This window comes from Pseudanabaena sp. lw0831, assembly GCF_016584665.1.
Lineage (GTDB): Bacteria > Cyanobacteriota > Cyanobacteriia > Pseudanabaenales > Pseudanabaenaceae > Pseudanabaena.
Genome location: NZ_BBJB01000112.1, coordinates 24781 through 48592, shown reverse-complemented (window position 1 = coordinate 48592; position 23812 = coordinate 24781). Strand labels below are relative to the sequence as shown.

General features: G+C 42.6%; 30 protein-coding genes. 19 read left to right on the top strand and 11 right to left on the bottom strand.

From position 1 onward, the window contains the following. Window positions 1–334: 334 nt before the first annotated feature. The 4 genes from hpf (at window position 335) to APA_RS22825 (ending at window position 3113) form a co-directional block, all read left to right on the top strand. The gene (hpf, locus tag APA_RS22840) at window positions 335–910 is read left to right on the top strand and encodes a ribosome hibernation-promoting factor, HPF/YfiA family (RefSeq protein WP_201324522.1); all 576 of its coding nucleotides are present in this window, start codon (window positions 335–337) and stop codon (window positions 908–910) included. Between the two features lie 148 nt (window positions 911–1058). Then, entirely contained in the window at window positions 1059–1445 is a 387-nt protein-coding gene (queF, locus tag APA_RS22835) for a preQ(1) synthase (protein ID WP_201324521.1), read from the top strand. 38 nt (window positions 1446–1483) lie between these two features. Beyond that, window positions 1484–1918: a biopolymer transporter ExbD gene (locus tag APA_RS22830; RefSeq protein ID WP_201324520.1), complete on the top strand. Its 435-nt coding sequence runs from the start codon at window positions 1484–1486 to the stop codon at window positions 1916–1918. A gap of 85 nt (window positions 1919–2003) precedes the next feature. Further along, window positions 2004–3113, top strand: coding sequence for a TonB family protein (locus tag APA_RS22825; RefSeq protein ID WP_201324519.1), 1110 nt, complete (start codon window positions 2004–2006; stop codon window positions 3111–3113). Between the two features lie 141 nt (window positions 3114–3254). Here APA_RS22825 and APA_RS22820 read toward each other — a convergent pair whose 3' ends face one another. The 4 genes from APA_RS22820 to APA_RS22805 form a co-directional block, all read right to left on the bottom strand. Continuing rightward, window positions 3255–4331, bottom strand: coding sequence for a DUF1176 domain-containing protein (locus APA_RS22820; RefSeq protein ID WP_201324518.1), 1077 nt, complete (start codon window positions 4329–4331; stop codon window positions 3255–3257). Between the two features lie 138 nt (window positions 4332–4469). Next, window positions 4470–5120, bottom strand: a complete 651-nt coding sequence (locus tag APA_RS22815) for a C40 family peptidase (protein ID WP_201324517.1) — start codon at window positions 5118–5120, stop codon at window positions 4470–4472. 2 nt (window positions 5121–5122) lie between these two features. Continuing rightward, a complete protein-coding gene (locus tag APA_RS22810; RefSeq protein ID WP_201324516.1) occupies window positions 5123–5476 on the bottom strand; it encodes a type II toxin-antitoxin system PemK/MazF family toxin in 354 nt (117 codons plus the stop codon). Continuing rightward, complete coding sequence (locus APA_RS22805) at window positions 5457–5705, bottom strand: hypothetical protein (protein ID WP_201324515.1); 249 nt, start codon at window positions 5703–5705, stop codon at window positions 5457–5459. Before APA_RS22805 ends, APA_RS22810 begins: the two co-directional genes overlap by 20 nt. Before the next feature lie 314 nt (window positions 5706–6019). Between APA_RS22805 and APA_RS22800 the strand changes: the two genes are divergently transcribed. From APA_RS22800 to APA_RS22790, 3 genes are all read left to right on the top strand, one after another. Beyond that, a complete protein-coding gene (locus APA_RS22800; RefSeq protein ID WP_201324541.1) occupies window positions 6020–6640 on the top strand; it encodes an RNA polymerase sigma factor in 621 nt (206 codons plus the stop codon). Between the two features lie 10 nt (window positions 6641–6650). Beyond that, a complete protein-coding gene (locus APA_RS22795) occupies window positions 6651–8201 on the top strand; it encodes an SPOR domain-containing protein (RefSeq protein ID WP_201324514.1) in 1551 nt (516 codons plus the stop codon). Window positions 8202–8277: 76 nt separating this feature from the next. After that, on the top strand, window positions 8278–8628 hold the full coding sequence (locus APA_RS22790) for a hypothetical protein (RefSeq protein WP_201324513.1): 351 nt from the start codon (window positions 8278–8280) through the stop codon (window positions 8626–8628). A gap of 148 nt (window positions 8629–8776) precedes the next feature. Here APA_RS22790 and APA_RS22785 read toward each other — a convergent pair whose 3' ends face one another. From APA_RS22785 to APA_RS22770, 4 genes are all read right to left on the bottom strand, one after another. Then, window positions 8777–9004 carry a hypothetical protein gene (locus APA_RS22785; RefSeq protein WP_103666518.1) on the bottom strand — a complete coding sequence of 76 codons (228 nt, stop codon included), beginning with the start codon at window positions 9002–9004 and terminating at the stop codon, window positions 8777–8779. A 330-nt stretch (window positions 9005–9334) separates the two neighbouring features. Next, on the bottom strand, window positions 9335–9658 hold the full coding sequence (locus APA_RS22780) for a hypothetical protein (protein ID WP_201324512.1): 324 nt from the start codon (window positions 9656–9658) through the stop codon (window positions 9335–9337). A gap of 98 nt (window positions 9659–9756) precedes the next feature. Next, window positions 9757–10704, bottom strand: a complete 948-nt coding sequence (locus tag APA_RS22775) for a 50S ribosomal protein L11 methyltransferase (RefSeq protein ID WP_201324511.1) — start codon at window positions 10702–10704, stop codon at window positions 9757–9759. Window positions 10705–10759: 55 nt separating this feature from the next. Continuing rightward, window positions 10760–11776: an agmatine deiminase family protein gene (locus APA_RS22770; RefSeq protein WP_201324510.1), complete on the bottom strand. Its 1017-nt coding sequence runs from the start codon at window positions 11774–11776 to the stop codon at window positions 10760–10762. A gap of 210 nt (window positions 11777–11986) precedes the next feature. On the opposite strand from APA_RS22770, the gene APA_RS22765 reads away from it, so the two are divergent. The 11 genes from APA_RS22765 (at window position 11987) to APA_RS22715 (ending at window position 18859) form a co-directional block, all read left to right on the top strand. Beyond that, on the top strand, window positions 11987–12625 hold the full coding sequence (locus APA_RS22765; protein WP_201324509.1) for a hypothetical protein: 639 nt from the start codon (window positions 11987–11989) through the stop codon (window positions 12623–12625). A gap of 27 nt (window positions 12626–12652) precedes the next feature. Continuing rightward, window positions 12653–14575, top strand: coding sequence for a P-loop NTPase fold protein (locus APA_RS22760; protein ID WP_201324508.1), 1923 nt, complete (start codon window positions 12653–12655; stop codon window positions 14573–14575). A gap of 2 nt (window positions 14576–14577) precedes the next feature. Beyond that, window positions 14578–15876 (top strand): DUF1802 family protein, encoded by a 1299-nt coding sequence (locus APA_RS22755; RefSeq protein ID WP_201324507.1) that lies wholly within the window; start codon window positions 14578–14580, stop codon window positions 15874–15876. A 121-nt stretch (window positions 15877–15997) separates the two neighbouring features. After that, on the top strand, window positions 15998–16225 hold the full coding sequence (locus tag APA_RS22750; protein WP_201324506.1) for a hypothetical protein: 228 nt from the start codon (window positions 15998–16000) through the stop codon (window positions 16223–16225). Beyond that, entirely contained in the window at window positions 16225–16635 is a 411-nt protein-coding gene (locus APA_RS22745; RefSeq protein ID WP_201324505.1) for a PIN domain-containing protein, read from the top strand. Before APA_RS22750 ends, APA_RS22745 begins: the two co-directional genes overlap by 1 nt. Before the next feature lie 164 nt (window positions 16636–16799). After that, entirely contained in the window at window positions 16800–17072 is a 273-nt protein-coding gene (locus APA_RS22740) for a hypothetical protein (RefSeq protein WP_201324504.1), read from the top strand. Continuing rightward, entirely contained in the window at window positions 17065–17328 is a 264-nt protein-coding gene (locus APA_RS22735) for a type II toxin-antitoxin system RelE/ParE family toxin (protein ID WP_201324503.1), read from the top strand. Before APA_RS22740 ends, APA_RS22735 begins: the two co-directional genes overlap by 8 nt. Before the next feature lie 197 nt (window positions 17329–17525). Then, window positions 17526–17714, top strand: coding sequence for a hypothetical protein (locus tag APA_RS22730; protein ID WP_201324540.1), 189 nt, complete (start codon window positions 17526–17528; stop codon window positions 17712–17714). Further along, entirely contained in the window at window positions 17659–18096 is a 438-nt protein-coding gene (locus APA_RS22725; RefSeq protein WP_201324502.1) for a DUF6036 family nucleotidyltransferase, read from the top strand. Before APA_RS22730 ends, APA_RS22725 begins: the two co-directional genes overlap by 56 nt. Window positions 18097–18189: 93 nt before the next feature. Then, window positions 18190–18516 carry a DUF433 domain-containing protein gene (locus tag APA_RS22720; RefSeq protein WP_201324501.1) on the top strand — a complete coding sequence of 109 codons (327 nt, stop codon included), beginning with the start codon at window positions 18190–18192 and terminating at the stop codon, window positions 18514–18516. Window position 18517: 1 nt separating this feature from the next. After that, window positions 18518–18859, top strand: coding sequence for a DUF5615 family PIN-like protein (locus APA_RS22715; RefSeq protein ID WP_201324500.1), 342 nt, complete (start codon window positions 18518–18520; stop codon window positions 18857–18859). A 383-nt stretch (window positions 18860–19242) separates the two neighbouring features. On the opposite strand, the gene APA_RS22710 is transcribed toward APA_RS22715, so the two are convergent. The 3 genes from APA_RS22710 to APA_RS22700 are packed head-to-tail and all read right to left on the bottom strand — an operon-like array spanning window position 19243 to window position 21759. Then, window positions 19243–20772: an ABC transporter ATP-binding protein/permease gene (locus APA_RS22710; RefSeq protein WP_201324499.1), complete on the bottom strand. Its 1530-nt coding sequence runs from the start codon at window positions 20770–20772 to the stop codon at window positions 19243–19245. A 45-nt stretch (window positions 20773–20817) separates the two neighbouring features. Beyond that, entirely contained in the window at window positions 20818–21264 is a 447-nt protein-coding gene (locus APA_RS22705; protein ID WP_201324498.1) for a hypothetical protein, read from the bottom strand. Between the two features lie 39 nt (window positions 21265–21303). Continuing rightward, window positions 21304–21759, bottom strand: coding sequence for a hypothetical protein (locus APA_RS22700; protein WP_201324497.1), 456 nt, complete (start codon window positions 21757–21759; stop codon window positions 21304–21306). 109 nt (window positions 21760–21868) lie between these two features. On the opposite strand from APA_RS22700, the gene mnmG reads away from it, so the two are divergent. Then, complete coding sequence (gene mnmG / locus APA_RS22695) at window positions 21869–23803, top strand: tRNA uridine-5-carboxymethylaminomethyl(34) synthesis enzyme MnmG (protein WP_201324496.1); 1935 nt, start codon at window positions 21869–21871, stop codon at window positions 23801–23803. The last annotated feature ends 9 nt before the right edge of the window (window positions 23804–23812 follow it).

Here is a 23812-nt window from a genome sequence, read left to right as displayed (position 1 = left end):
GCAACCTTGTTTGCTGTTATTCCTACAGATTGCGATCGCCACTGTTTTTTGTAAGTATTTATGCAAAATAAATTACCCAAATTTGTAAGGTTGCGCCCCTGCGGGGCGCAACCTTACAAATTTGGGATTTCTAGCACTATAGGCGATAAAAATGCCAAAATCGGTTGTTAAGTCTACATTAAGAAGTGCATCAAAGTTGGGTTGCTGACACCAGCAAAGTGTTATGGTGATCTCATAGCCAAATCAGCTATTCGGCGCAGTGGGGTAATTAAAAACAAGATTGCGCGTTTCAAATTTTTTAGCTGATTTGGAACTCAGAAGCGAGGTCATAGAGATGAAACTTGTAATTCAAGGCAAGAATATTGAAGTCACGGAAGCCATCCGCGAGTACGTCGAGCAAAAGATCGACAAAGCGGTGAGCCATTTCCAAGCATTAACCACAGAGGTAGATGTCCATCTATCTGTGGCTCGTAACCCTCGCATTGCTTCTAGCCAATCGGCTGAAGTAACAGTGTACGCAAATGGATCTGTGATCCGCGCCGAGGAAAAGAGCGAGAATTTGTATGCAAGTATTGACCTAGTTGCTGACAAAATTGCCCGCAAGTTGCGGAAATTCAAGGAGCGCAAGAGCGATCGCGCTGCTGCAAAAACCAGTGTTGCCGTGGTTGAGCAGCCGCCTATACCATTGCCAAATGACAATCGTGTGGTTGAATTGCCAAGTCAGGTTGTGCGAAACAAGTACTTTGCCATGCCTGCACTGTCAGTCGAAGAGGCTCTTGAACGGCTAGAGTTAATCGATCATGACTTCTATGTTTTTCGCAACGCCGATACTGGGGAAATCAACGTTGTCTATGAACGAAATCATGGCGGCTATGGTGTAATCCAACCCCATGATGTCAAAAAAAATTAAGCCAAACTTCAGAAGAGGGCGCTAAGTGCTATTCAAAAAAAGGAAGGACGCCTTGCGTCCTTCCTTTTTTTGAGTTTAAATTTGCTACGCTAGAAGACTAAAGCAAATCTTGCACAATTTATTTTTTATTTTTTATCTCAGAGCAGACATGACTGTTAAGTACGGCGAACAAGCGATCGCAGAAGTAAATCTCACCACTTTTCCGAATCCTCGAATCGGCAGAGATTACAAAATCCAAATAACTCTTCCTGAATTTACTAGCAAATGTCCATTTTCAGGATATCCCGACTTTGCCACAATTTACATTACCTATACACCTGACCTCGTATTGGTAGAACTCAAGGCGATAAAGCTATATATCAATAGCTACCGCGATCGCTTTATTTCCCACGAAGAAGCGGTTAATCAAATTCTTGATGATTTTGTGAAGGCAGGCGATCCCTTAAGAATTAATGTCAAAGGTGATTTTACGCCTCGCGGAAATGTCCATACGGTTGTGGAAGTAAATTACACTAAGCCCCAAGAAACAATCTAGCTTTAGATTCGTCACATTGATATGAGTGCAGTTGATTTATGAAAATTCGCAAAAAAAAACAAACAACGGCTAATGACGAAATCAATCTAACCGCTTTTTTGGATGTGGTATTTTCGATTTTGGCTTTTTTTATCCTGTTATCAGCAGCCCTGACTGTGCCAAGTCGGATTGGCATCGATTTGCCAATTAGCGATCGCAATAGCAAGGGCGACTCAAATTCAGGTGATCTTCAGCCAGAAGATGTTTTTGTAATTACTCTTGATCCTGCGGGGCAAATGTTAAAAGATGGAAAATCTATGCCGCCCCAGCAGTTGTCGCAGGAGATTACTCGGTTCTTAGACTCCTCTACGAGAGGTATGGTTGTACTTAGTGCTGATGACTCAACAGTGTCTTATCAAATCGTGATTAGTCGCTTATCAGAATTAAGAGCCATTGCTGGTAATCGGGTGGCGATCGCCACGTCTCGATCTTGATTAAAGTGTTTTGCTTAGTAAATTTATACTTAATAAATAATTACAAAATCAAAATCAAAATACTTACATAAAAGAACAAAAAACAATGTTGCCGACTGAACCCAAAAGCAAGCTAAATGTATGTCAAGCGGATAACTCTATGTTTAAATCTGTGCATACATTTGTGGCTAAGAATTCTATGCTTCAATTTGCGAATAAAGCAGGTAACCTAATCATGCAGCATCCTTTTTGGTTGCTTGTGGTTGGTTCTGTCGGAATCCATACTGTCTTTGCTTTAGTCGCGCCCAATCCAATCAAAAAAGAAGAGCTTCGTGAAGTCGTAGTCTCAACCCTTCCAGTTGTTAAACTACCTCCCAAGCCATTACCAACTAACTCAAAATCGAATAAATCGCTCTTAGACAATTTCTTCGTCAAAACTATGCCTAAGTCTGGTTCGCCCCAGACTACATTTCCCGATAGGTTTAGCAGCCCGCTAACCACATTAGACTTAGATGACCTTGGTAGTTTTGAGGGTTTACAACCAGTTACAGAGTCGTACTCAGTTCCTCCATTAAGTAATGACACTGATGCACCACAGTTTGTAAAACCACAAACTCCTACACCACCAAAGGATCAACCGCCCCAGCGCTTTACTCAATCTGGACAGATCGATAACACTGCTCCTGTGAAGCCAACAGATAATCTCAAGCCTGAGTTTAAGAATGGCAATCTAAGAAAGGATGGAACAGCTCCAAACAAAAATAATGGCAATAATAAAACCCCTGATAAAGTTGCAACAAACCCACAAGGAGGCAATGGCGATCGCAGAGAAAAATCGATTGACAATGTTACAACTGCATATATAACCAATCCGAAAATTCTTGATTTAACTTCTAGGAAATTACTTAGGACTACAGAAATTGCGCCTCCTGATGCACTGCTATCCGATCTTGATAACAGTAGGCGAGAAAAAGGAGTGGAATGGATTCCGCCAAAACGTGCAAATACTTCTGGGAAAAGTGGGACAGTCACATTTATGTGGTTAGTTGATCCTAACGGTAAAATCGAAGAGGATACTGTACTTCTTATTTTAAGTGGAATTCCTGAGTTAGATGATATTGCTAGAGAAGCAGCTAAGGGTTACAAATTTAAACCAATTGAAGATCCAACCAGTGGCATACATCGTCTTGTGACCGCTAGATATAAATTCCCCTAGCCCAAATGCGGCGCACTGTGCCGCATTTGCCAAAAACAAAGATGGCGCAACGCGCCATCTTTGTTTTTTTCTAGCCCAAATGTGGCGCGGTGCGCCGCATTTGGTGATCATTCAAAGATGGGCGTTGCGCCATCTTTGATTTTATGGATAAATAATTGGAAAGTCTTGGACATAATTGCCATCGCAGGCATATTTAGCACGATATTCTTGTAAAACCATGCGATCGCCTTCTAATTTATAAAGAGCCGATGAGCCACAATCACCAACACCTCGAAATTTGGTAAAGTTGGTCATGGTTTGCGATCGCACATTAAATCTAGGCAGCCCTGCGATCGACCTGTAAGTGACCCGTTGTGGCTTTTCACCTGTTTTCGGCTCTTGGAAACTATCAAATTCAAGAGGGACTACACGAGGTTTCGGAGCTTCGTCAATCCATAAGACATATTCAAAGTTTCCTTGATAAGCAGCTAGGAAACACTTGATCTGTACCAAATACTTTTTGTCGGTGATTTGGAAAGCTTTAGACCCCATCCCGCTTTGTCCATCTTCTGAACGGAAGTTATCCTTACAAACCCCTAAAGTTTCGCGATTTTGCAGCACATATTGCAATGGATCAGCAGGAGAACTAGTTGCGGACTTAGATGGATTTGAGCGAGTAAGATAGCGCAATAATTGCTCTTCAGTTAATTTTTGATTGGGGAAAGTCACCCTTAATACTGGCTCAGGATTTTGAGTAGTAGGTGATTCGAGCGTATAAATATATCCATCATTATTAAACTCGATTACCCCATCTTTCTGAGGGTTATAATTCATCGCTTCTAAGTTCAAACCACCACTGCCATCTTTGTTTCGGCTGATGTAGTATCGCGGGCGATCGGGTTCCTTTGCATCGGCACAAATATAAACTCGATAGTTGGAAGTTTCCCCATAGGCATAAATCACTTTGGTTTTGCCACAGATAATATCGCCTTCAAGTTCTTTGATATCTCCAACAGCGATCGTTTTTGCAGAAGTGTTTGGAGATGTAGAGGTTGGTTTTGTGTTGGCTGGAGTTGCATCAGGAGATGGAGAGACTGTTTTGGAAGTGGTTGTAGTGGTTGTAGTGGTTGTCGTCGAATTATTAGGTGACAGTGATGCTTTTGGGGCATCTTGATTAGTACACCCAATAAATGAAAGGCTTGCCATCACAGCCATTAAACCAAGTCGAATTTGCAACATGAGTCCTGCTCCTGATATCTGCTCTCTAAGTATAGCGATCGCCCCTTTAGTTAAGACATAAAACCCAAATGAGAGTTCCGACCTTTCTAATAAGAACCAATTTTTTGTGGCTCCGCCGCGCCACAAAAAATTGGTTCTTTAACATGTTGTAATTCTAGCTACGCCCCGTAATTGATTAGCGTACCATTGGGAAACTCGATCTAATCCTGCTAGTTCACTCACTGCAATTCCATTATGTCCATGTTCTTTTCCTGAGCTGTGAATATATTCACTATTGCCGATGTAGATGCCAACATGGGTTGTTTTTGTTGGATTGCCGAAAAATATTAAATCACCGATTTGGATTTCTTCAATATTTACGGGCTTTGCAAATGCTTCTTGTTGATAGGCATCGCGAGGTATCCAAATACCAACCGAGGCAAAAGCAGCTTGCATTAATCCTGAACAATCATAATTTGGCGCAACTGTTCCGCCCCACAAATACTCATTTGGTATTGCCATAGCTATTTGAATAAAAGCAATTACCTGAGTAAGACGATCGCTTATTTCCTGAGTACTTAAAGCTTGCGGCAAATTATCTATAAAACTTTGGCGATCGCTTAGTTCTAATTTCTCAAAATCTTGACGATCAAGTAACCCTGTATAGTCATCTTCAAGTAATTGGATTTCGAGGGAATTTGGCTCAGATTCTAGTACCTGCAAATATCTACCCTTTGCCATCTGCGTTGCTAAGCGATCGAGTTTTGGCGAATCGTAAATATTAATGTCAGCCAAACTGCGATAAATCATGGCTATATTCCCAAAGTGTGTTTCAATGCTTTATCAATTTCGGGGGTTGGTAGCGAACCGATCACATTGTAAATCGAAGAAATAGTTATGGTTGTCAGATTATCGGTCATTACTACTGAGTCTGTGAGTAAGCCTGATTGCTTGCCAGCGATCGTGTTTAATAGCACCAAAACACGGCTGGGATGAATGCTCCTGATCCTGCGGCTAGTGATCATCGCGACTACTACTTGCGGAAGTCCTGTTTGTAAATTATCAGCTTGGACAATTAGTGCGGGTCTTGTTTTTGCCGTAATTAGATCTGAGTTGGGAAACACCACGAGAGCCACGTCTCCGCGTTTAACGTTTTTTGACAGCATCGTAATTATCGTAAATACTCATTTCGGGGCTGTCCCACTCTTCAGCAAAGGTCAGTAAACTGGATCGCAATATCTGTGCATCTGCCTTATTAATGCCGAGGGATTCTAAATCAATCCCACCTGAATTCAGGAACGTGACGATAACTCTTGTGCCATCGGGGATACCTGTGGGTAGATCGCCGATCTTGATTTGACCGTTACGGTATAAACCTTCAAAACTTGTGAGCATAGCAAGCTATTCCATAATTTTGGGGCGGAAGTTATCTTTTAGAATACCAAAATCCAAGCCCAAAACTAGAGACACGAAGCGCTTATTCTCATTTACAGGAATTACCAATTAAACCCAAACCAAGAAAATTTTTAAAAGTGTTGCAAAGCAACACTTTTAAAAATTTTCTTGGTTTGGGTTTGAGCGCAAAGCGCTGTAATTGCGGTGCTAAAAAACAATTAGTACGAACTACGGGTTGCATTATCATACTTTGCTGCTAGTATGTGTGCATCAATTTTGAAAACTAAAAAAGTGAGCTAGCAATAGCCGTGACCGTGCAGCTTCCCCCCCTTCCCGAAATTCATCACCCAAAGATTCAGGCGCTTTTCCAGAAGAGCGATCGCGAACTCGTGACGCTATTTCAAAGACATCCTGAAGAGGGTCAGTTTTTTGCGGCGATTTTTTGTCGCTATGGACAAGTGCTTTATACCTTAATTGGTACAGCAACAAGATCGCCTGTGCAATCAGACTACTTATTTGTGAAAACTTGGGAATATATCTACCACGAGATGCGAGTGCTAGACTTGCGTGCGAATACACCTCGCCTATCCTTGCAGAGTTGGTTGATTAATATTGCGGCAATGATGATTAATCGTGCTGAAGTCCCACCTGTTGAAGAGATCCAATATTCACTTAAAGATACGCCGCCAGTATTTTGGTGCTACCTTAATCAAGCGCTAAATCAAATGGCTGGTAACCTACGTCTGATACTATTGTTGTCTCAAACTTTTCAGTGGAGTCATACGCGCATCGCAGCTTACCTACATGCTGAAGGTGAAAACATCTCTGCTAGTGATGTTAAACAGCTTCTAGTCAGGGCCTATCATGCTCTAGAAGATGCCCTTCCCGAAGATATCCGAGACATTTACCTAGCTCAAACCGCCGTTACTGCCTGAGGTAAAGATTATGCAAACATTGAGTCCCACCATCTCTCCAACTATTTCCAGAACATACAACCCAAGGGGTACTGACGCAGAGACTGATTTTTTGCCTGCGATCGCTCAGTCTTCAGTCTTGCAAACAGCGTTGGCTGGTTTGGATGCGAGCCTCAATGACGAGCTAGATCGTTATCGCCATTGGCAAGACAACGGTCAAACTATCTCATACCTCAATCCTTTCCGACCTCGTGCTGTCTCAACTCAGTCGATCTGGACATCACCAAGTTTGTCCGACGCGCTCTCACCGATTGCCCCAATCGCCGATCCAACTACTAGCGATCGGCGGACAATCCAAATGCCTGTAATGCCACCAATGGGGACAGGGTTACTAGCAAATCCATCGATTAATATTTCAGCAGCCGAGCTACATAACTTTAAAGGGCTAGAAACTCTCCATAGCCTTGAAAGTTTGAATGGCACTGGTTTTGAGCAAGATTTACCCTATGCTCAAGACATGAATGGCTATGGTGAGGCAAGCGGGCTGACTTCGCCGACGATGGCAAGAGCACCTGAACCCGATGATGATGATATTTTGCAAAGTTTTGCCAATGATTATGCAGATTCCTCTCAGGAAAACGTTGAGGAAGAGTCTGCATACCCGATTCCTAATGCACCAAACGAAAAAAGTGCCCTACGCAGTTTAATGAATCCCGTGGGGATTATTTCACTATTATTGTTGCTTTGTTCTAGTGCCGCGATCGGCTATTTGATGGTCGATCCATCTGGGGTGATGAAACTTTTTAAACCTGAATCACGCCCAAAATCTGCCCAAAATGATGTTAAAAACTCAGACTTAGGTAGTGATATTAATTTACAAAACCAGCAGCAAAAAGCCAATGATACAGGATTATCTTTTGTGCCATTTGCTGGTGATAAATCTGCATTATCAAATAGTAATAAATCGTTAACCAATCCTGCGGTATCAACCAAAAATCCATTAACTAAACCATCAACAAAAGCATCAAGTTTATTCGCTCCAAATAGCGCCTTTGTTCCTAATACAACCTTGAGAACAGTGCCGTCAACTGCATTGCCGCCCATTTCAGTTGCTCCACTGCCTGCTGCTTTAGCCCCAGCACCTGCAGAGCGTAGCTATAATGCTGCTCCTAGCAGAAATTACGATTCGGCTCCTGCGCCCTCTTATAATCCACCTGCTCCTCGCCCTACAACTAGCAAAGTCAATAGTTCTCCAAGTACAGCTAAATCGACTTCCACAAACACAAGTCGTAATGACACAAACCCTGCGCCGACGACTGTTTATGTTACTCCGCGTAGCAATACGGCTGTGAAGTATGCTGCACCTTTGTCATCGTCTTCTGCGACGGCTCCCGCACCAAGTAGCAGCTATCGTGTAGTTGTTGAGAATAGCTATGCAGCAAGTGCTCAGCAAGTTGAGCGAGATGCTTATGTGCGCCCTAGTGACGGACAAGTACAAGTTGGCTCTTATCGGGATGCTAATGCGGCTCAACAACGAATTGAGCAATTGCGTCGTCAGGGTATTCCTGCCAGAATTGAATAAAAATTGCTAGCATTGTGTAGCGCAAAGCGCTACACAATGCTAGCAATGAGAAGTTACTCGCGAGACGCAAAAATATATGCACTTTTTTTTCGATGCGATCGCCTGCGGTTTGTTGGCAGCCTTAACATGGATGGGGCTAGTATGGATGTCGCCTAATCACCCAATTGAATCTGGAAAAGCATGGGTGCAGGGTGTGGGGCTGGTTGCGATCGCGAATATTTTTGTTTGGATTGCATTAGTAGGGTTGAATTTGCGATGGATTCCCCTATGGGTGATTTGCTTTTTGATGATTAATGCTGCGATCGCGCGTTTAATATTTCCACTTTGTGAAGGGATTAAAATTCCGAGTATTTGGGCTTTAGTGATTCATCCTGTGGCGATCGCTTTGATGAGTATTTTGCTAGGCGGAGCCGTAGGATTTTTATAATTACAGCATGTTGCGCTCAAATCCGAAGCAAATTTTTTTTGGTTCGTTTGATTGGAAATTGCTTTAAAACCTAAAGAGCGTGAGGTGTCGCAAAGTGCCACCTCATACTCTTTGGGTTTTAAAGGAGCGTGCATTGCACGCCCCTTTTTTATTTGATGGAAAAATTTAGGAATATTAGCATGATGCCAAAGGCGAGCATTCCAACGGCAAAAACTGACAAAGCGCTGGTAAATTGCTCTGAGAACTGCATGACTTCTGCGGCAATGACTTCTGGAGTTTTGTAGCGATCGGCCCACCAGAAATAACTTAGAGTAAATGCTGCTCCTAAAAACAGGATGACAAATAGAGTGAAACCAATCAAAGGGGTATACACCATATACTTTCCAACTCCTCCGTGTGATTTAAAATTTAGAAATAGCGCCAACTATTTTTAAACTGGTATTAGTAAGCGTCAAGACATAAGTTGAGTTGGTAGCGATCGCTACTAGCTCAATTTATTACTATTATCGGTCTTTAGTCTATCTTTTGTATTGAGCCATGTTTGGGCAATTGTTACGTTCAATTACAATTGAACTCGATCAAATATAGCAATGCAAGTTTTACTTAGGACAAATCAAAACAAAAAAAGAAAGGTGGCGCGAAGCGCCACCTTTCTTTTTTTGTTTTGATTTGCTACATATTGCGATCATTTAGAGAAGTAGAGGATTTAAAAAGCCTTTTGCACCCTTTTAACGAGGTTACTAGAGGTTTGATTATTTGGTCCCGCTACAGCAAAGAAAACAACTCCTCGTTTCGCTTCACAGCGTATTGATACACTGTAGTTGCCATTGACTCCAAATGCTCCGTTAGCAAGGGGTTCAAAGTTGCGATCAAAGCCAGAGTCTTTGGCGGCTATCTCTGCTCTTCTGATACAAGCATCTTGGCTAATAGAAATATATTTTACATGATTAAAAATGATCGGATATTGTGCCATAGCCATAGCAGGAAAGGCAAAAATACTCAAGATTGGTAACACTTTTAGATAGTTCATGATGCCTTTTAAGTTGATGTTTACTTCAGATCTTATTAAAACCTGTATTGCAAAAATCTAATTTTACATTCAAATTTTATTAACCAGCAATAATATTTCTAAAAAGTGTGATATGCGATCGCGATCCATTCGTCAATTTGAGCGCGATCGCATACTCTAAAACCCGCCTCAATCATTGCTGAAGTTACATCTTCTTCGCGATCGTTGGTATAACCTGCGGTGATTAAGATTCCTGAATGTGTAGAAGTATTGCGTAAAGCTTTGTAAAATTCGGCGGCGAGAGAAATATGCACTCGCGCAAAAATATTTGCCACGATTAGATCGAACTGTCCATTAGCCTTGATTTCGGTGACTGACTCAATGCTATCACCGCCCATCCAATGCCCTAATTGGCTAGCACTGCCTAGACTTGCTTCTGTAACTGTGACCTGTGACGAGACTTGGTTACGTTCCACTGCGTCTTGAGTGGCGGATACCGCAATGCGATCGTTATCGATCGCTAAGACGTTTGCACCAAGTTTTGCTAGAGCCACGCTTAAGATTCCTGAGCCTGAGCCAAGATCGAGGGCATAAAATGATGGCTGGGTGTACCGTTCTATTAGTTGCAAACTAAGGATGGTAGCGGGATGGAGACCACTGCCAAAGGCGAGACTATTTTGGAGGCGGAGAACAATCTCTTGGGAATTGCTAGTTTGATAATCGGAGTCAGCAGATAGAATTACAAAGCGATCGCCTATATGCCGAATTAAAGAATTTTCGAGATTCTGTTCTATTTTAGGAGGCTTCCGATCAACTACAAAAGTTTGTAATTCAGTAGTTAGCCCTGTGCGATGGAGTGGCTTGAGGATAGAAGCGATTGTCTCTATGCGTTGATAGATTTGGGTGTCTTCAGGCAGGTACATTTGAATCGTGAATGTCCATTTAGCTGGAGGATCTCTATATTCGCTAATATGCATATCTTCGGCTGCGATCGCATTGGCGAGTAATGTGCAAACCCAATCCACGGCTTCATTAGTGGTATCTAGATTCAATTCTATCCATGACATAGTTATTGCGCTCTTAAGAAAATCATAGAAAATTCGGCGCGAAGCGCCGAATTTTCTATTTGGGTTGATGACAGGTAATGCAATGGAATGCGCCACCGCCTAGGAGAATATGTTTTGCTGGTAGCCCTATCGCTTTGCGATTTGGGAAATGCCTAGCGATTTCTGCTACTGCTAATTCATCATTAGCAGAACCGTAGGTGGGAATAATCACGCTGTCATTGGAGATATAGAAATTGAGATAACTAGCGGGCATGATTTCGTCTTCTTCATCAAGAACGAGATTGGGAGAAGGGACTTTAACTACATCCAATTTCCGTCCCTTGGCATCGGTCATTGCTTCTAATTGTGCCGCAATATGATTGAGAACTTGATAATTGGGATCGTCCTCTGAGGTTGGTTGCATACACATGACAGTATGTGGTGCGATGAAACGTGCGATCGTGTCAATATGTCCGTCGGTATGGTCATTGAGCAGTCCTTCATCGATCCAAAGAATCTTTTCTACTCCTAAGGCATTTTTTAATCCAGACTCGATTGCATCTTGATCCATGTGCGGATTACGATTGGGATTGAGTAAACATTGCTTAGTAGTAAGGCAAGTTCCTTCGCCATCAACTTCGATCGCACCACCTTCGAGTACCCAGTCAAATTCAAATTTAGGAATGTCTAGTGTTTGGAGAATATTCTCGGCTACGCGATCGTCATGTTTGAGTAGATATTTGCCACCCCAGCCGTTCCATTGAAAATGCAATGCACCCAGTTCTCCATTCGCATTTTTGATGTAGATGGGGGTGATATCGCGCATCCAGATGTCTCCAAAGGGAATCTGATGGAATCTCACAGGTAAATCACCGAGAAGTTCTTTTGCTAAGGTGGTAGTTTCTTCTAATACCAGTATTTCTAGCTTTTCGGATGTGGCGATCGCTTTGGCGAGGGCGACAAACTCAGTTTGGACGATATCGAGATCTTCTAACCACAGGTCGCGATGGCTGGGGAAGGCTAACCAACAGGCGCTGTGAGGTTGCCATTCGGCTGGCTGTGAGTAGCCCACCAAGTTTTTGGGGTGATCCATGACGGTTACAGTGTTGTTAATAATCCATCGAAAATCCTACCTTTATTTTGGGCGATCGCGCTATCGATAATGCTACTTGTCTTAGAAAACTTAGAAAACAGGTCAGAAAAGTATTATCCTAAAAATAGTGGGTGTGATTGCTTGATTTCGGTTTTGTTTTTTGCCTTGCAGATATCTACATAGTTCGGGTTCGTAACCTAAGAAATAACAATGAGTACAGTTAATACAGAGATTCGTTTGCTTCTAAATTTGTGGGGTTTGGGAAATGGTCAAGGGCTAGTCAAGAAAAGTGAGCTTTTGCGCCCCTATAAAGGTAAGGAGAAGAAGGCGGTTTATGAGGTTAGTTTGAATGATCTGGCGGATCGTGGTGCGATCGCTTTCACGATGGATAAGAAAGTGCCGAAGCTATCGTTGACGGATGCGGGTTTGCAACAGTTGGCGGCGGGTTTGCTGTCGGCAGATTTTGGGTTTGAGGGTCAGTTGGTGGGTAGTCGGTTGGCGAATGCGGCTTTGAGATGGTTTAGGCACTATCAAGGTGTGAGTGTGGATGCGATCGCGCCTAAAATTTCGACCTACGATGAGTTTAAGGCTATGGCTTTAGAAGCTTATGATCGGATTAATTTTGAGTTTAGTCACAATAACTTTGTCCCTATTTACAAAATTCGCCGTTCAATTGGGGAGCTTGTAACTCGCTCAGAGTTTAACGAATGGCTAATTAAGATGCAAGCAGATGATATTTTGCTGCTTCAAGAGAGTGGCGTTGAGGATAGCTCACCAGACAAACTTCAGGATTCGGTATCAACTCCTATTAGTGGGCTGCGATGCTATGCCACTAAGAAAACAAAGTAAGAGATAAAAGAAAAGGTGCTACAAAAAATGACTGATATTAAAGTTTTGAATCAACTTATTGAACAATTCAATCCATTCTCCGCAAAAGTAACAGCCCAGCATAATGTCTGGAGTCACGATTATTCTGGCGTAGCAGAAATTAATCAGAATGCTTTTAATAGTGTGCTGAAACTTATTGATGATGTTGATGCAGGTAAGTCAACTTCAGAGGGGGCGGCATTAATTGGCGAACGTGGTCTAGGAAAAACACAGTTACTTGCCAGATTGCATCACCATCTAAACGCCAATGACAAGGCTTTTTTTGTTTACATGGGCGAATATGACAACCTTGATCTAATCAAATCAGAATTTTTGCAATCCCTTGTCTATAGCCTCAAACGAGAATATTGCCCTAATGTCACCCAATGGCAAGCTCTAGCTGCGGCAATGTACTTTGATGCAAGAGGAAATACACCGTGTTCAGTAGAACATCTTGTAAATCAATTTCCTAGCATCTTCGCAAAAGATCCAAATAAGATCAATACTTGGACTAACGGAATAGCGAAAAAATGTCCAGATATAAAAAATGTGTTCTTGATTAGAGCAATTTTATGGACACTTTTGCCAGAAGCTGCTCCATTTGCGGCTATGTGGCTTGCAGGCAAGAAACTATCTGAAGAGGAAGCTAAGAGTTTAAATCTACCAGTAGATCGGGAATCTGATTCTTTTGCCTACACTTGCGATCTATTAAATCTAATCACCAGATATAAAACTATTGTCTTTTGTTTTGATGAGTTGGATACTCCTCAAGCAAATAGTCAGATGCTTACGCTTGTTCAAGTCGTGATTGATTTAGCAAAATACTTACGAAACAATATCAAACGAATTGTTATTTTGCTTTCTGTGTTTCCTCAGACGCTTGAAGAAGATATTCTATCTGCTCAGTCTTTTGTCAGTAGTCAGACTCGCGCTGCATATGATCGTTTTGACCATCAAATTCGTCTTGAATTTCTTGACGAACAGTCTAGCCTTGCATTGATCGAGCATCGTTTGCAGCAATTCTATAAGCAGCACGATGTTGTTTCTCCCGATTCTTTCTACCCTTTTCAAGAGGATAAATTAAGACAAATCTTTGCGAATGAGAGAGCAACAGCACGTCAAGTCTTGCGCTGGTGTGAAGAAAATTGGACACCAAAACCACCAATTATTATTGGTGTGACAGATCTCCCTCCTGTTGCGCCGACTCCTTCGACTAGCAATCGAGTTGCCGAATGCTTCAAAGAACAGATGATGGAAGTTTATGATCGTATAGACGATATTATTGATGACTCAGACAAAATTTCAAAGGCTCTCGATCTGGCTTTTAGACTTTTAGTAGAGGAGGTTATTGAGGGTTTCCGAGTTTATGAATTGGTTGAAGAGCAAGATAAAAAATATAGCGATCTCGTCCCTTTCAAGATTAAAGTCCGTAAAGCTGAAAATCAAAATGGGCCATTTACATTTATTGGCGTTGCTGTAATCCAAAAAACAGGAAATGCACTAACTAGCGCTCTATCTAAGTTGGTAGAGTTCAATAAACTCAAGCAAACAAGAGCTTGCATGGTTCGTACTGAAGATATCAGGGGAGCAAAGGCTCAGGATTATGCACTAAAGCTTCTCAACGACGGAGGTGAGTGGGTGGCAATGGTTGTAGAGCAAATAGTTCCTCTTTTGGCACTGCAAGCTTTAGCTGACAAACTAGAACAGTACGAGTTGACTCCAGAACAGGTCATGGAGTATGTGAAATCGAACAAACTTCTAACTGAGAATGCTTTAATCAAAGAGATATTGAGCAAACCAGAAGGGACACCACCCAAAAACGCGAAGCCATCAAATATCAATAACTTTGCTAGTATTCCTCAGCCTTCGTCAGTCCCAGATAATAGCGAAGATAGTGATTTGCAAGCCGATGACAGTTTACTGACTGAATAGCCATGACAGAAGCAACAATTTTTGCTGCATTACGCCTGCCGTCGGGCGTTTTGTCTTCTCTTGAATCGGGAAGTACTACAGCCATTTATGCTCAATCTTTCAACAGACCAAAACAAGACTTTGCTTTATGCAGTGATGACCCAGCAGCTAGTGAAGTCAAAATATCTGTATGGGCGCGTTGTGAGGGAAGTCAACAGTTTTCTGAAAAAGATAAATGTGACATTCTTGCAGCACGCCTACAAGTACCTATAGAAAGCTTGCAAAATGCCTTAGAGCAAAATGGCTTTATTTGGCTTAGCTATCTGCGGGTTTATCATTTGCCATCACCTATCATCATCAAAAACAGTACAAAAGGAGTATTTATAGCCCTAGAAAATAGGATTTACATCAACAAACTGCAACCTGTTTTGGACGACTCCAACTATGAAAAGCGAAAAAGAGAAGTTGAAAATCTAGAACCACCAGAGCCGCTAGATGTCCAAATTCAGAAAATGCTAGAAGAAGTAGAGTTTCAGAGCAAGATAGAATCTCTAAAAAAATTTGATTGGATTAAAACTATACATAATTTAGGAACAGCAACAACTGGAGGTAATTATGAGAAAGGCACTGCATTTGAACAGGTTGTTCAGCGCAGCTTAGCTTCTCTAGGATTTGAACTTGACCCAAACGCTAAAGGTGGTGCTGGAGGTATGGACGTATGCTGTATAAAACCTTACCTCCTTGTTTGTGAATGTAAGTCAGGGCTGAGCATCCCTGGTAACACTGTTTATGAGCTACATAAACTTGGAAATGTTCACCTTACAAAAGACATCTTTGATTCTGCTGTTAAGTTAATTATTGGACCTGGCAAACCAACTGACCAACTCAAAAGATCTTCTCAAGAGTACAAAATCAGCATTATTAATCCTATGACATTACAAAAACTCGTTGAACTCAAAGCCAAATATGATGGCGCAATCAATCTATTTGAACTCAAGGAATGTTTGCAAGCAGGACAAATTGACGACAAGATTGATGAATATATCCAAAAAGTTGAAGGTAAGATCAAACTGCGATCAAAGATTGTAGGGGCAGTCAAAGAATTAATTATTGATCTTGATAGTGAAAAACCTACTGCTCAGGATGTAAAAGTTCACTCCAATGCTACCTTTGCCAGAAATTACAATCCAAAACTAGGTGACCGTCTGGTTTATGAAATCCTAATCGAGCTTTCTTCACCATTGGCGGGATATTTGGGAAGAGTTGAGAGTGATGGGATAAAGGGCGATCGCTTTTATTTTTTGAGAGATTTACCAATTTGAATTGTCAATGTGACGATTAAGCAATTAAATACGCGATCGCAGATCCTAATAATTTTCATTTGCTGAAAATGTTAAAATTATCTATCCTAGCCTCCCAACACAGCCCAACTGGAGTAACACTATGTTATTGCAAGAACTTAAAAATCAGGTGCGTAAATTACCTGTAAGCGATCGCCTAGAACTTGTACGCTCTATCATCGACTCGATTCAAGAAACTCCAATCTCAACACCTAAGCGATCGCAAGCAATCAGCCGCATGAAAGGTTTACTCAAAACTAGCCAGCCAGCCCCAACCGATGCCGAAGTCGAATCAATGTTAGAACAGCATCGCATGGAAAAATATCTCTAATGAAAGTTCTCATTGATACAAATGTTCTACTAGATTTTTTGTTAGAAAGAGAGCCTTTTAAAAAAGATGTAGAAGAACTGTTTGCCGCGATCGACTCTGGACAAATCATTGGCTTTGTAACCGCTACAACCCTGACCGATATTTTCTACATCGCGCGTAAACATACCCGTAGCCTAGAACTTGCAAGAGAAGCAGTTTCCAGTACTTTAGACACTATGACCATTTGTCCAGTCAATCGTAATGTCTTAGAGGCAGCATTTGCATCTGGCTTAACAGATTTTGAAGATGCTGTCCAGATTTATAGTGCGATCGCTCAAAATTTAGACGCAATAGTAACCCGTGATGCTAAAGGATTTGTGAGTTCAACTATCCCTGTATACTCTGTCCAAGAATTACTAAAGAGATTGTGAAATACTAAAGGCGGGATATTTGGGAAGAGTAGAAGAGGATGGGAAAAAGTGCGATCGCTTTTACTACCTACGAGACTTACCGATCTGAATTGTTGATAGCAATAATTGATTCTATTTTCTTAAATGCTAAACTGTAAATACTTAAAATAACTCTAGCAATCACAATGAATACATCCAATGATATATCTATTGTCGATAATCCCTCTACGATACCAGTAATGGAAATACAGAATCAACTGAGTGAATCAATTAAACAGCTATCTCCAGAAAGATTAAAAGTAGTTGCCGATTTTGCAGCATTCTTAGCAAATGCTGAAAGCGAAGCAGCAACTCAAGAGCTATTATCAATCTCAGGACTATTAGAGCGCATCAAACAGAATCAAACAACACCTAAAAGCCAATATGTAAATTGGAGAACAGTGCGTTCTGATGTATGAAATTTTACTGCATCCTGATGCTCAAAAAGTTTATGCTAAAGCAGATAAAGCTTTAGCGAAAAAGATTGCTAAATGCTTGCAACAATTAGAACAAGATCCGCGATCGCACCCCAACATCAAAGCACTCAAGGGAGAATATTCAAGTTTATATCGCTATCGCATTGGCGACTATAGGATTATTTATTCAGTCGAAGATGAAATAGTACAAGTGTTTGTTGTGGCGATCGCTCACCGCAGTAAGGCTTACGAAATATAAGGTATAGATACGTGATTAAGGGAATGAATAGGCGATCGCTATTCACGTCTTCTCATTAGCCTAAGATATTTGGAAAAAGTTAAGAGTGATGGTAAAAAGTGCGCTCGCTTTTATTGTTTGAGAGACTTATCAATACAAGAAGAGGAATAATATGACACTTACAGAACGGCAATATACAACTAATGACAAATAAAAAAATGGAAAAAGTAATCACCAAAACTAACATCAAACAACAAACCAGCGATTTTCAATACTGGCAACAACAAACACCCCAAAAGCGACTAGAAACCCTCGAACAAATTCGCCAAGAGTACCATCAATACAAATACAATGCTCAACCAAGACTTCAAAGAATTTATACAATTATTAAACGACAACCAAGTTAGTTATTTAGTCATTGGCGGCTATGCAGTCGCCGTACATGGACATCCACGATATACCAAAGATATTGATATTTGGATAGAAATTAGCGAAGAAAATTCACAAAAAATAATTACAGCATTAACTGAGTTCGGCTTTGGTAGCTTAGGACTTACTGCACAAGACTTTCAAGAACCGCATCAAATCATCCAACTTGGTTATCCCCCTAACCGCATTGACTTAATCACCAGTCCAGATGGCATTGACTTTCAAACCTGTTATGCATCCAAAATAGAAATAATGCTTAACGATATAGCCGTTAAATTCATCGATCTTGATAATCTCAAAAAAAATAAATTAGCATCTGGCAGACTCCAAGACCTAGCAGATTTAGAGAATCTTCGCTAGATTAGAATATTTGGGAAGAGATAAAGGTGATAGAGGAAAAAGCGATCGCTTTTATTATTTGAGAGACTTACTAACAGAATAAGGAGACATCACATGACACTCAAAGAACTACAACCACAACTACTAGCCCTAACCCCCGAAGAAAAATCTCAAGCAATCCAAATACTAGTACAAAGCCTCAGCAACACATGGCAAGGCATCGAAAAAAATCCTAGAGTCATGGGCAGCGATGCGTGCATTCGACAAACGCGCATACCCGTATGGCTGCTAGTAAGCCTCCAACGCCAAGGCGCAAGCGAAGCCTACATCCTCGAAGACTATCCCACACTCTCCGCAACAGACCTAGTAAACGCATGGCGCTACGCCGAAACTCACATTGATGAGATAGAAGCAGCCATTCATAGACAAGAGGCAGCTTAAAATGGCACGTCTTTATGCTGATGAGCAATTTCCAAAAATTGTCGTCAAACTACTACGCGAACTAGGACATGACATTTTGACAGTCCAAGAAGAAGAAAAAGCCAACCAAAAAATCCCCGATGAAGACGTATTAGCCTTTGCGATTAGTGACAACCGTGCTGTGTTAACGATTAATCGAAGTGACTTCATTCGCCTGCATAACTTACAACCTAACCATGCAGGTATTATCGTGTGTACAGAAGACCTCAATAGACAAAGACTAGCTACCCAAATTAATGAGGCAATTACTAACACAGTAGATCTAGCCAGCCAACTAATTCGTATAAATCGTCCTAGTAAATAGATATTACTTCACTATGGGAGAGATATGGTAATGTATCACATTTGTTGGAAGACTCATGAGAATTGAAAGCAAAACTCATATCTATTGATAAACAAACTGATGACAATATCATGCATCACAATGGATTTAGAAAAGCAAATCGTCTTTCTGGAAGCCGACACTGGTTCCGCACTATGAGAAAAAGCGCTGAAACCCTTTTTGTGTCTAGGTCTCGGCAATTGACCTTAAAATGGCTAAAACCCTTGTCAAGCAAGGATTTTAGCCGAACAATCTGATAGTGCGGAACCAGTGCCCCCATACTCATTTATTACGCAATTATTTAGTGGGCTGAAGTATCGCGACAGAAACAAGTACTAGAGATTGTGGTGAGAAATTTGCCTGCCTTACTCCATAGTGCGATCGCGTTGGTATGCCCAATTGGCAAGGAAGACAAAAGCACAGCCCGTCCACAGCAACCAAATCACATGCAGCCAGAAATAGCCATCATTGGACAGTCCTGCTGACCACAGTACCAGTTGTCCATAGTGATAGAAAGGCGAATAGGCGATCGCATCTTGGACAACCTGAGAAACTGGTAAAGGTAAACCACAGGTAAACAGTGCGATCGGAATTGCTAAGCCAGCAATGGAATCCACACTTTTGGGATTGACTAGATAGCCTAAAGCCAAGCCAAATATTGTAAATGGAATGCTGCCGAGTAGCAAACTTGTAAATTCTAGCGATCGCTGTGCCAAGGACTGATCAATGCCAAGTTTCCAAGCCCCAAGCCCCAAGATCAGCAGTAGACTCATCGCAGACATCACCAACGACATCACCACCTTCGCGGATAGATAAGCAAAGGGATGCAAAGGCGTAACGCGCAGCAGTTTTAGCCAACCCTCGACCCGCTCGACCGCAACCCGTTTGCCCGTGCGCTCAAAGGCGATCGTCAGCAAACTCAGTCCAGCAAAGAAAATCACTCCTAACATGCCCAATCGCTCATCTGGAGGGAACAACGCGATCGCACTGGAAAAAAGCAAGATACCGATTGCATAGGTAGGAGTTCGCAATAGTTGTAATGACTCCGCCCATAGTTGCGGCAGGAAGCCTCGCAATATGCTGTCATTCCCAAAGGATAAAACTGGAGAATTCTCTGCTGGCGGATTGCTAGTCGCCTGAGCCAGACTCTCAAGACTTGCATCTGAGGAGGAATAGAACAACGGGATACCACCTTTCGACATCGCTACTTGTTTCCTCTCAGGGATGGGCGTGGTTGGCGGTTTGGCGATCGCACTATGCCGAGCTTCATGAATTCGACCATTATCCAAAGTAATTGTTCGCGTTGTGAGGCTGACTAACTCTTTCCAGTCGGCTTGATTGTTCGTCACCATCAAAACGGTTTTGCCTTGGGACACACAGAGGCGCAGTTGCTTCCAAAAGTCGGCATAACCTTCTAGATCGAGATTGCGCGTCGGTTCGTCTAACACAATCAGATCGGGCTTCCCAGCCAAGGCTAAGGCAAATAACAGGCGTTGTTCTTGTCCACCTGATAGATTTGCCGCCCAGTCATTGTGCTTTCCCGCTAAGTTCACCGTATTGAGAATCTCTTCGGTAGAAAGCGCATCGGGGTAGTAACTACGCACGAGGTCGATCAACTCTTTAACCTTAAGATTCTTGGGTGGACTCACCTTCTGTAACACCACGCCTACGCGCGTCTTTGCCGATGGAAGGAGTGGCGATCGCCCCAATAGCATCGCTGTCCCCATATCTGGCTGTAACAATCCGAGGATGACGTTGAGCAAGGTTGTTTTACCCGCACCATTCGTACCACGCAGGACGATAAATTCTCCTTGGCGAACAGTCAAACTGATCTCTTGGAGAATGGATTTCTGCCCGAAGCGTTTAGAAACATTTTGAAGTTCGATAAGATGCATGATTTCTGTGCCTAATCTGTGCCTGAATTGTCAAGGACTACAGAATCAATGCATGAATTGGCTGACGATCCACCCAACCACAAATCCCGCCCCAACCGCAACCATCACGGAAGTTCCAAACGCCGTGGTTAGCACGAGTACGGTGGCGGCGCTAGCTCCTAGAGCCAAGATTACAGGTACGGTAGCAACTGGTGCGATCGGATTGCAGCTACTAAAACTCAAGATGCAGTTATTGCTTCCTTTGTTTGCAAACAAAAACATGGTCAGCACCAGTATGCCGATTAACCCAGCGACAAGGAGGCGATCGCCAGACAGAGCCGCCCAACGCGCAGACAGTTGTGAAAGGAGGGAAGTACCTTGGGAATCACCAGACGCAGCGACATCTTTTGCCTGTAGCTCGGGTGATGTGGCTTTAACTTGTGCGGGTTGAGTTGGCTGGACAGCTTTACTAGCTTCAGAAATGCTGGTACTCGGTTTGGAGGAAGACTGCATAGATATACCTCGTGATGTCGAAGTGATAACTCCTACACTTTACGAGACACTTGCCGCTTTGATGAAAAATTTAACGAAAAACCACATTGCTACGCCGATGCCAACTGTGAGGAACGCGGGTGCTCCAGCTATAGCAGAAACGATCGCTACGGCTGTGCCAGATACAACGCCGATGGTATTGGGATTTATAATGTCGCGATTTGGGCGATCGCGGCTAGCAAGTACGCTAGAATCTTGCGGTTTAAAACTAGTGAGATCATTATGTGTCAACCAATTGGGAATAAGCGATCTCTGAGCAGTATTGTTATCTTTTTGCGGATGGCAATTGGTGGGTAATGTGTCGCTCCAAGCGATGATTGGTGCACAGGAGTGTTGGATTTCCCAAGTAATTCCACTAAGTAAGATTGTCCATAGCAAAAATAGAACCCAGACAATGGCTTTTGTGGCGATCGGTTGTTTAGGTAGAGATTGTGGTGTTTCTACAAGAGGCTGCATGGCTTGGAGCAATGGTTGAGTTGTCCTAAATCATATCGCAATCTTAAATCAATGAATTCATTTTGATTTTGGGCTAAAATACAGTTTTGTTGGTCAGGTCTGTTAGGCAATGAGCGAGATAAAGAGTAATTTAATAAATTCAGCCAATCAAGTACAATTCCTTGATGAATTTGAGGTGGTTGTCGTTGGCGCAGGACATGCAGGCTGTGAAGCCGCCCTCGCCTCGGCAAGAATGGGCTGCAAAACCTTACTCCTCACCCTCAACCTCGATCGCATTGCATGGCAACCCTGTAACCCCGCCGTTGGTGGCCCTGCCAAATCACAACTCGTCCATGAAGTCGATGCCCTCGGCGGCGAAATTGGCAAGATCACCGATCGCACTTATTTACAAAAGCGGATTCTTAATAGTTCGCGAGGCCCCGCCGTTTGGGCATTGCGAGCGCAAACCGACAAGCGCGAATATGCCGCCGAAATGAAAACGGTAGTCGAGAATGAGCCAAATCTCTCTGTGCGTGAGGGAACGGTGATTAATACTTTGCTAGATGCTAATCAAGGAATTATTGGGGTCGAAACCCAGTTTGGAGTTGGCTATGCTTGCAAAGCCGTGATTTTGACAACTGGCACATTTCTCAATGGCAAAATCTGGGTGGGCAATCGATCTATGTCCGCAGGTCGGGCTGGAGAATTTGCGGTTGCGGGACTTACGGAAACTCTCAATGCCTTGGGATTTGTCACCGATCGCCTCAAAACAGGAACACCAGCGCGAGTAGATCGCCGCAGTGTGGACTATAGCAAAATGGAAGTTCAACCTTCGGATACCGAGCATAACTGGTTCAGCTTCGATCCAAGCGCATGGGTGGAACGGGAACAGATGAATTGCTATTTAACCCGTACTACCACCGAAACCCATAAAATTATTCGTGATAATCTGCATCTCACGCCAGTTTATGGTGGCTTTATCGATGCGAAAGGTCCCCGCTATTGTCCGAGCATCGAAGATAAAATTGTTCGCTTTGCCGATAAAGAGAGTCATCAAATTTTTATCGAGCCAGAAGGTCGGACGATTCCTGAGCTTTATATTCAAGGCTTCTCAACGGGAATGCCTGAAAATATTCAATTGCAAATGTTGAGAACTCTCCCTGGGTTAGAAAATTGTCATATGCTTCGTGCTGCCTATGCAGTTGAATATGACTATATTCCTGCGACTCAGTGCTATCCCACTTTAATGACAAAGTTGATTGAAGGGCTATTTTGTGCAGGTCAGATTAATGGAACCACTGGTTATGAAGAAGCGGCGGCGCAAGGTGTGATTGCGGGGATGAATGCTGCCCTATTTGCGAAGGGTAAAGAGATGGTGGTATTGCCTCGTGCTAGCAGCTATATTGGTACGCTGATCGACGATCTATGTACTAAGGAATTGCGTGAACCCTATCGAATGCTAACGAGTCGTTCGGAGTATCGGTTGATTTTGAGATCGGACAATGCCGATCGCCGCCTCACTCCCATCGGACGTGAGATCGGATTAGTCGATGATCGTCGTTGGCAACTGTTCTGCGACAAGCAGGAGCGCGTTTATGCTGAAGTGGAGCGTTTAAATGGAACTCGCGTTAAGGAAAAGGATGAACTTGGGCAACTGATTACAGCGGAAACGGGTGAAGCAATTCGTGGTGCAATCACTCTTTCTGATTTATTGCGTCGTCCTAAGTTTAACTATGCGGAATTGATTCACTATGGTTTAGCAGATCCTAACTTGAATCGGTTTGAACGTCTGGCTGCGGAAATTGAAGTGAAGTATGTGGGCTATATCCAACGTCAAGAGCATCAGATCGAGGAGGTTGCTAAACATAGCGATCGCAAGTTACCGACAGACATTGATTACAATGCGATCAAGACCCTTTCTAAAGAGTCGAGAGAGAAGTTAAGCAAGATTCGTCCGATGACAATTGGACAGGCTAGCCGCATTGGTGGAGTTAATCCTGCGGATGTGAATGCATTGCTGGTGTATTTAGAGATTCAACATCGTTTAGCTGCTAAAACTAGATAAACTTATGCG

What these genes read in the sequence shown, in the direction of transcription:
- APA_RS22805 (WP_201324515.1), bottom strand. Translation starts at nt 5,705, where the DNA reads ATGCTCACAAGTTTTGAAGGTTTATACCGTAACGGTCAAATCAAGATC.
- APA_RS22700 (WP_201324497.1), bottom strand. Translation starts at nt 21,759, where the DNA reads ATGCAGCCTCTTGTAGAAACACCACAATCTCTACCTAAACAACCGATC.
- APA_RS22730 (WP_201324540.1), top strand. Translation starts at nt 17,526, where the DNA reads ATGGAAAAAGTAATCACCAAAACTAACATCAAACAACAAACCAGCGAT.
- APA_RS22790 (WP_201324513.1), top strand. Translation starts at nt 8,278, where the DNA reads ATGCACTTTTTTTTCGATGCGATCGCCTGCGGTTTGTTGGCAGCCTTA.
- APA_RS22715 (WP_201324500.1), top strand. Translation starts at nt 18,518, where the DNA reads ATGGCACGTCTTTATGCTGATGAGCAATTTCCAAAAATTGTCGTCAAA.
- APA_RS22785 (WP_103666518.1), bottom strand. Translation starts at nt 9,004, where the DNA reads ATGGTGTATACCCCTTTGATTGGTTTCACTCTATTTGTCATCCTGTTT.
- APA_RS22765 (WP_201324509.1), top strand. Translation starts at nt 11,987, where the DNA reads ATGAGTACAGTTAATACAGAGATTCGTTTGCTTCTAAATTTGTGGGGT.
- APA_RS22710 (WP_201324499.1), bottom strand. Translation starts at nt 20,772, where the DNA reads ATGCATCTTATCGAACTTCAAAATGTTTCTAAACGCTTCGGGCAGAAA.
- APA_RS22770 (WP_201324510.1), bottom strand. Translation starts at nt 11,776, where the DNA reads ATGGATCACCCCAAAAACTTGGTGGGCTACTCACAGCCAGCCGAATGG.
- APA_RS22725 (WP_201324502.1), top strand. Translation starts at nt 17,659, where the DNA reads ATGCTCAACCAAGACTTCAAAGAATTTATACAATTATTAAACGACAAC.
- APA_RS22810 (WP_201324516.1), bottom strand. Translation starts at nt 5,476, where the DNA reads ATGCTGTCAAAAAACGTTAAACGCGGAGACGTGGCTCTCGTGGTGTTT.
- queF (WP_201324521.1), top strand. Translation starts at nt 1,059, where the DNA reads ATGACTGTTAAGTACGGCGAACAAGCGATCGCAGAAGTAAATCTCACC.
- APA_RS22735 (WP_201324503.1), top strand. Translation starts at nt 17,065, where the DNA reads ATGTATGAAATTTTACTGCATCCTGATGCTCAAAAAGTTTATGCTAAA.
- APA_RS22755 (WP_201324507.1), top strand. Translation starts at nt 14,578, where the DNA reads ATGACAGAAGCAACAATTTTTGCTGCATTACGCCTGCCGTCGGGCGTT.
- APA_RS22720 (WP_201324501.1), top strand. Translation starts at nt 18,190, where the DNA reads ATGACACTCAAAGAACTACAACCACAACTACTAGCCCTAACCCCCGAA.
- APA_RS22775 (WP_201324511.1), bottom strand. Translation starts at nt 10,704, where the DNA reads ATGTCATGGATAGAATTGAATCTAGATACCACTAATGAAGCCGTGGAT.
- hpf (WP_201324522.1), top strand. Translation starts at nt 335, where the DNA reads ATGAAACTTGTAATTCAAGGCAAGAATATTGAAGTCACGGAAGCCATC.
- mnmG (WP_201324496.1), top strand. Translation starts at nt 21,869, where the DNA reads ATGAGCGAGATAAAGAGTAATTTAATAAATTCAGCCAATCAAGTACAA.
- APA_RS22815 (WP_201324517.1), bottom strand. Translation starts at nt 5,120, where the DNA reads ATGATTTATCGCAGTTTGGCTGACATTAATATTTACGATTCGCCAAAA.
- APA_RS22830 (WP_201324520.1), top strand. Translation starts at nt 1,484, where the DNA reads ATGAAAATTCGCAAAAAAAAACAAACAACGGCTAATGACGAAATCAAT.
- APA_RS22750 (WP_201324506.1), top strand. Translation starts at nt 15,998, where the DNA reads ATGTTATTGCAAGAACTTAAAAATCAGGTGCGTAAATTACCTGTAAGC.
- APA_RS22705 (WP_201324498.1), bottom strand. Translation starts at nt 21,264, where the DNA reads ATGCAGTCTTCCTCCAAACCGAGTACCAGCATTTCTGAAGCTAGTAAA.
- APA_RS22745 (WP_201324505.1), top strand. Translation starts at nt 16,225, where the DNA reads ATGAAAGTTCTCATTGATACAAATGTTCTACTAGATTTTTTGTTAGAA.
- APA_RS22740 (WP_201324504.1), top strand. Translation starts at nt 16,800, where the DNA reads ATGAATACATCCAATGATATATCTATTGTCGATAATCCCTCTACGATA.
- APA_RS22820 (WP_201324518.1), bottom strand. Translation starts at nt 4,331, where the DNA reads ATGTTGCAAATTCGACTTGGTTTAATGGCTGTGATGGCAAGCCTTTCA.
- APA_RS22795 (WP_201324514.1), top strand. Translation starts at nt 6,651, where the DNA reads ATGCAAACATTGAGTCCCACCATCTCTCCAACTATTTCCAGAACATAC.
- APA_RS22760 (WP_201324508.1), top strand. Translation starts at nt 12,653, where the DNA reads ATGACTGATATTAAAGTTTTGAATCAACTTATTGAACAATTCAATCCA.
- APA_RS22825 (WP_201324519.1), top strand. Translation starts at nt 2,004, where the DNA reads ATGTTGCCGACTGAACCCAAAAGCAAGCTAAATGTATGTCAAGCGGAT.
- APA_RS22780 (WP_201324512.1), bottom strand. Translation starts at nt 9,658, where the DNA reads ATGAACTATCTAAAAGTGTTACCAATCTTGAGTATTTTTGCCTTTCCT.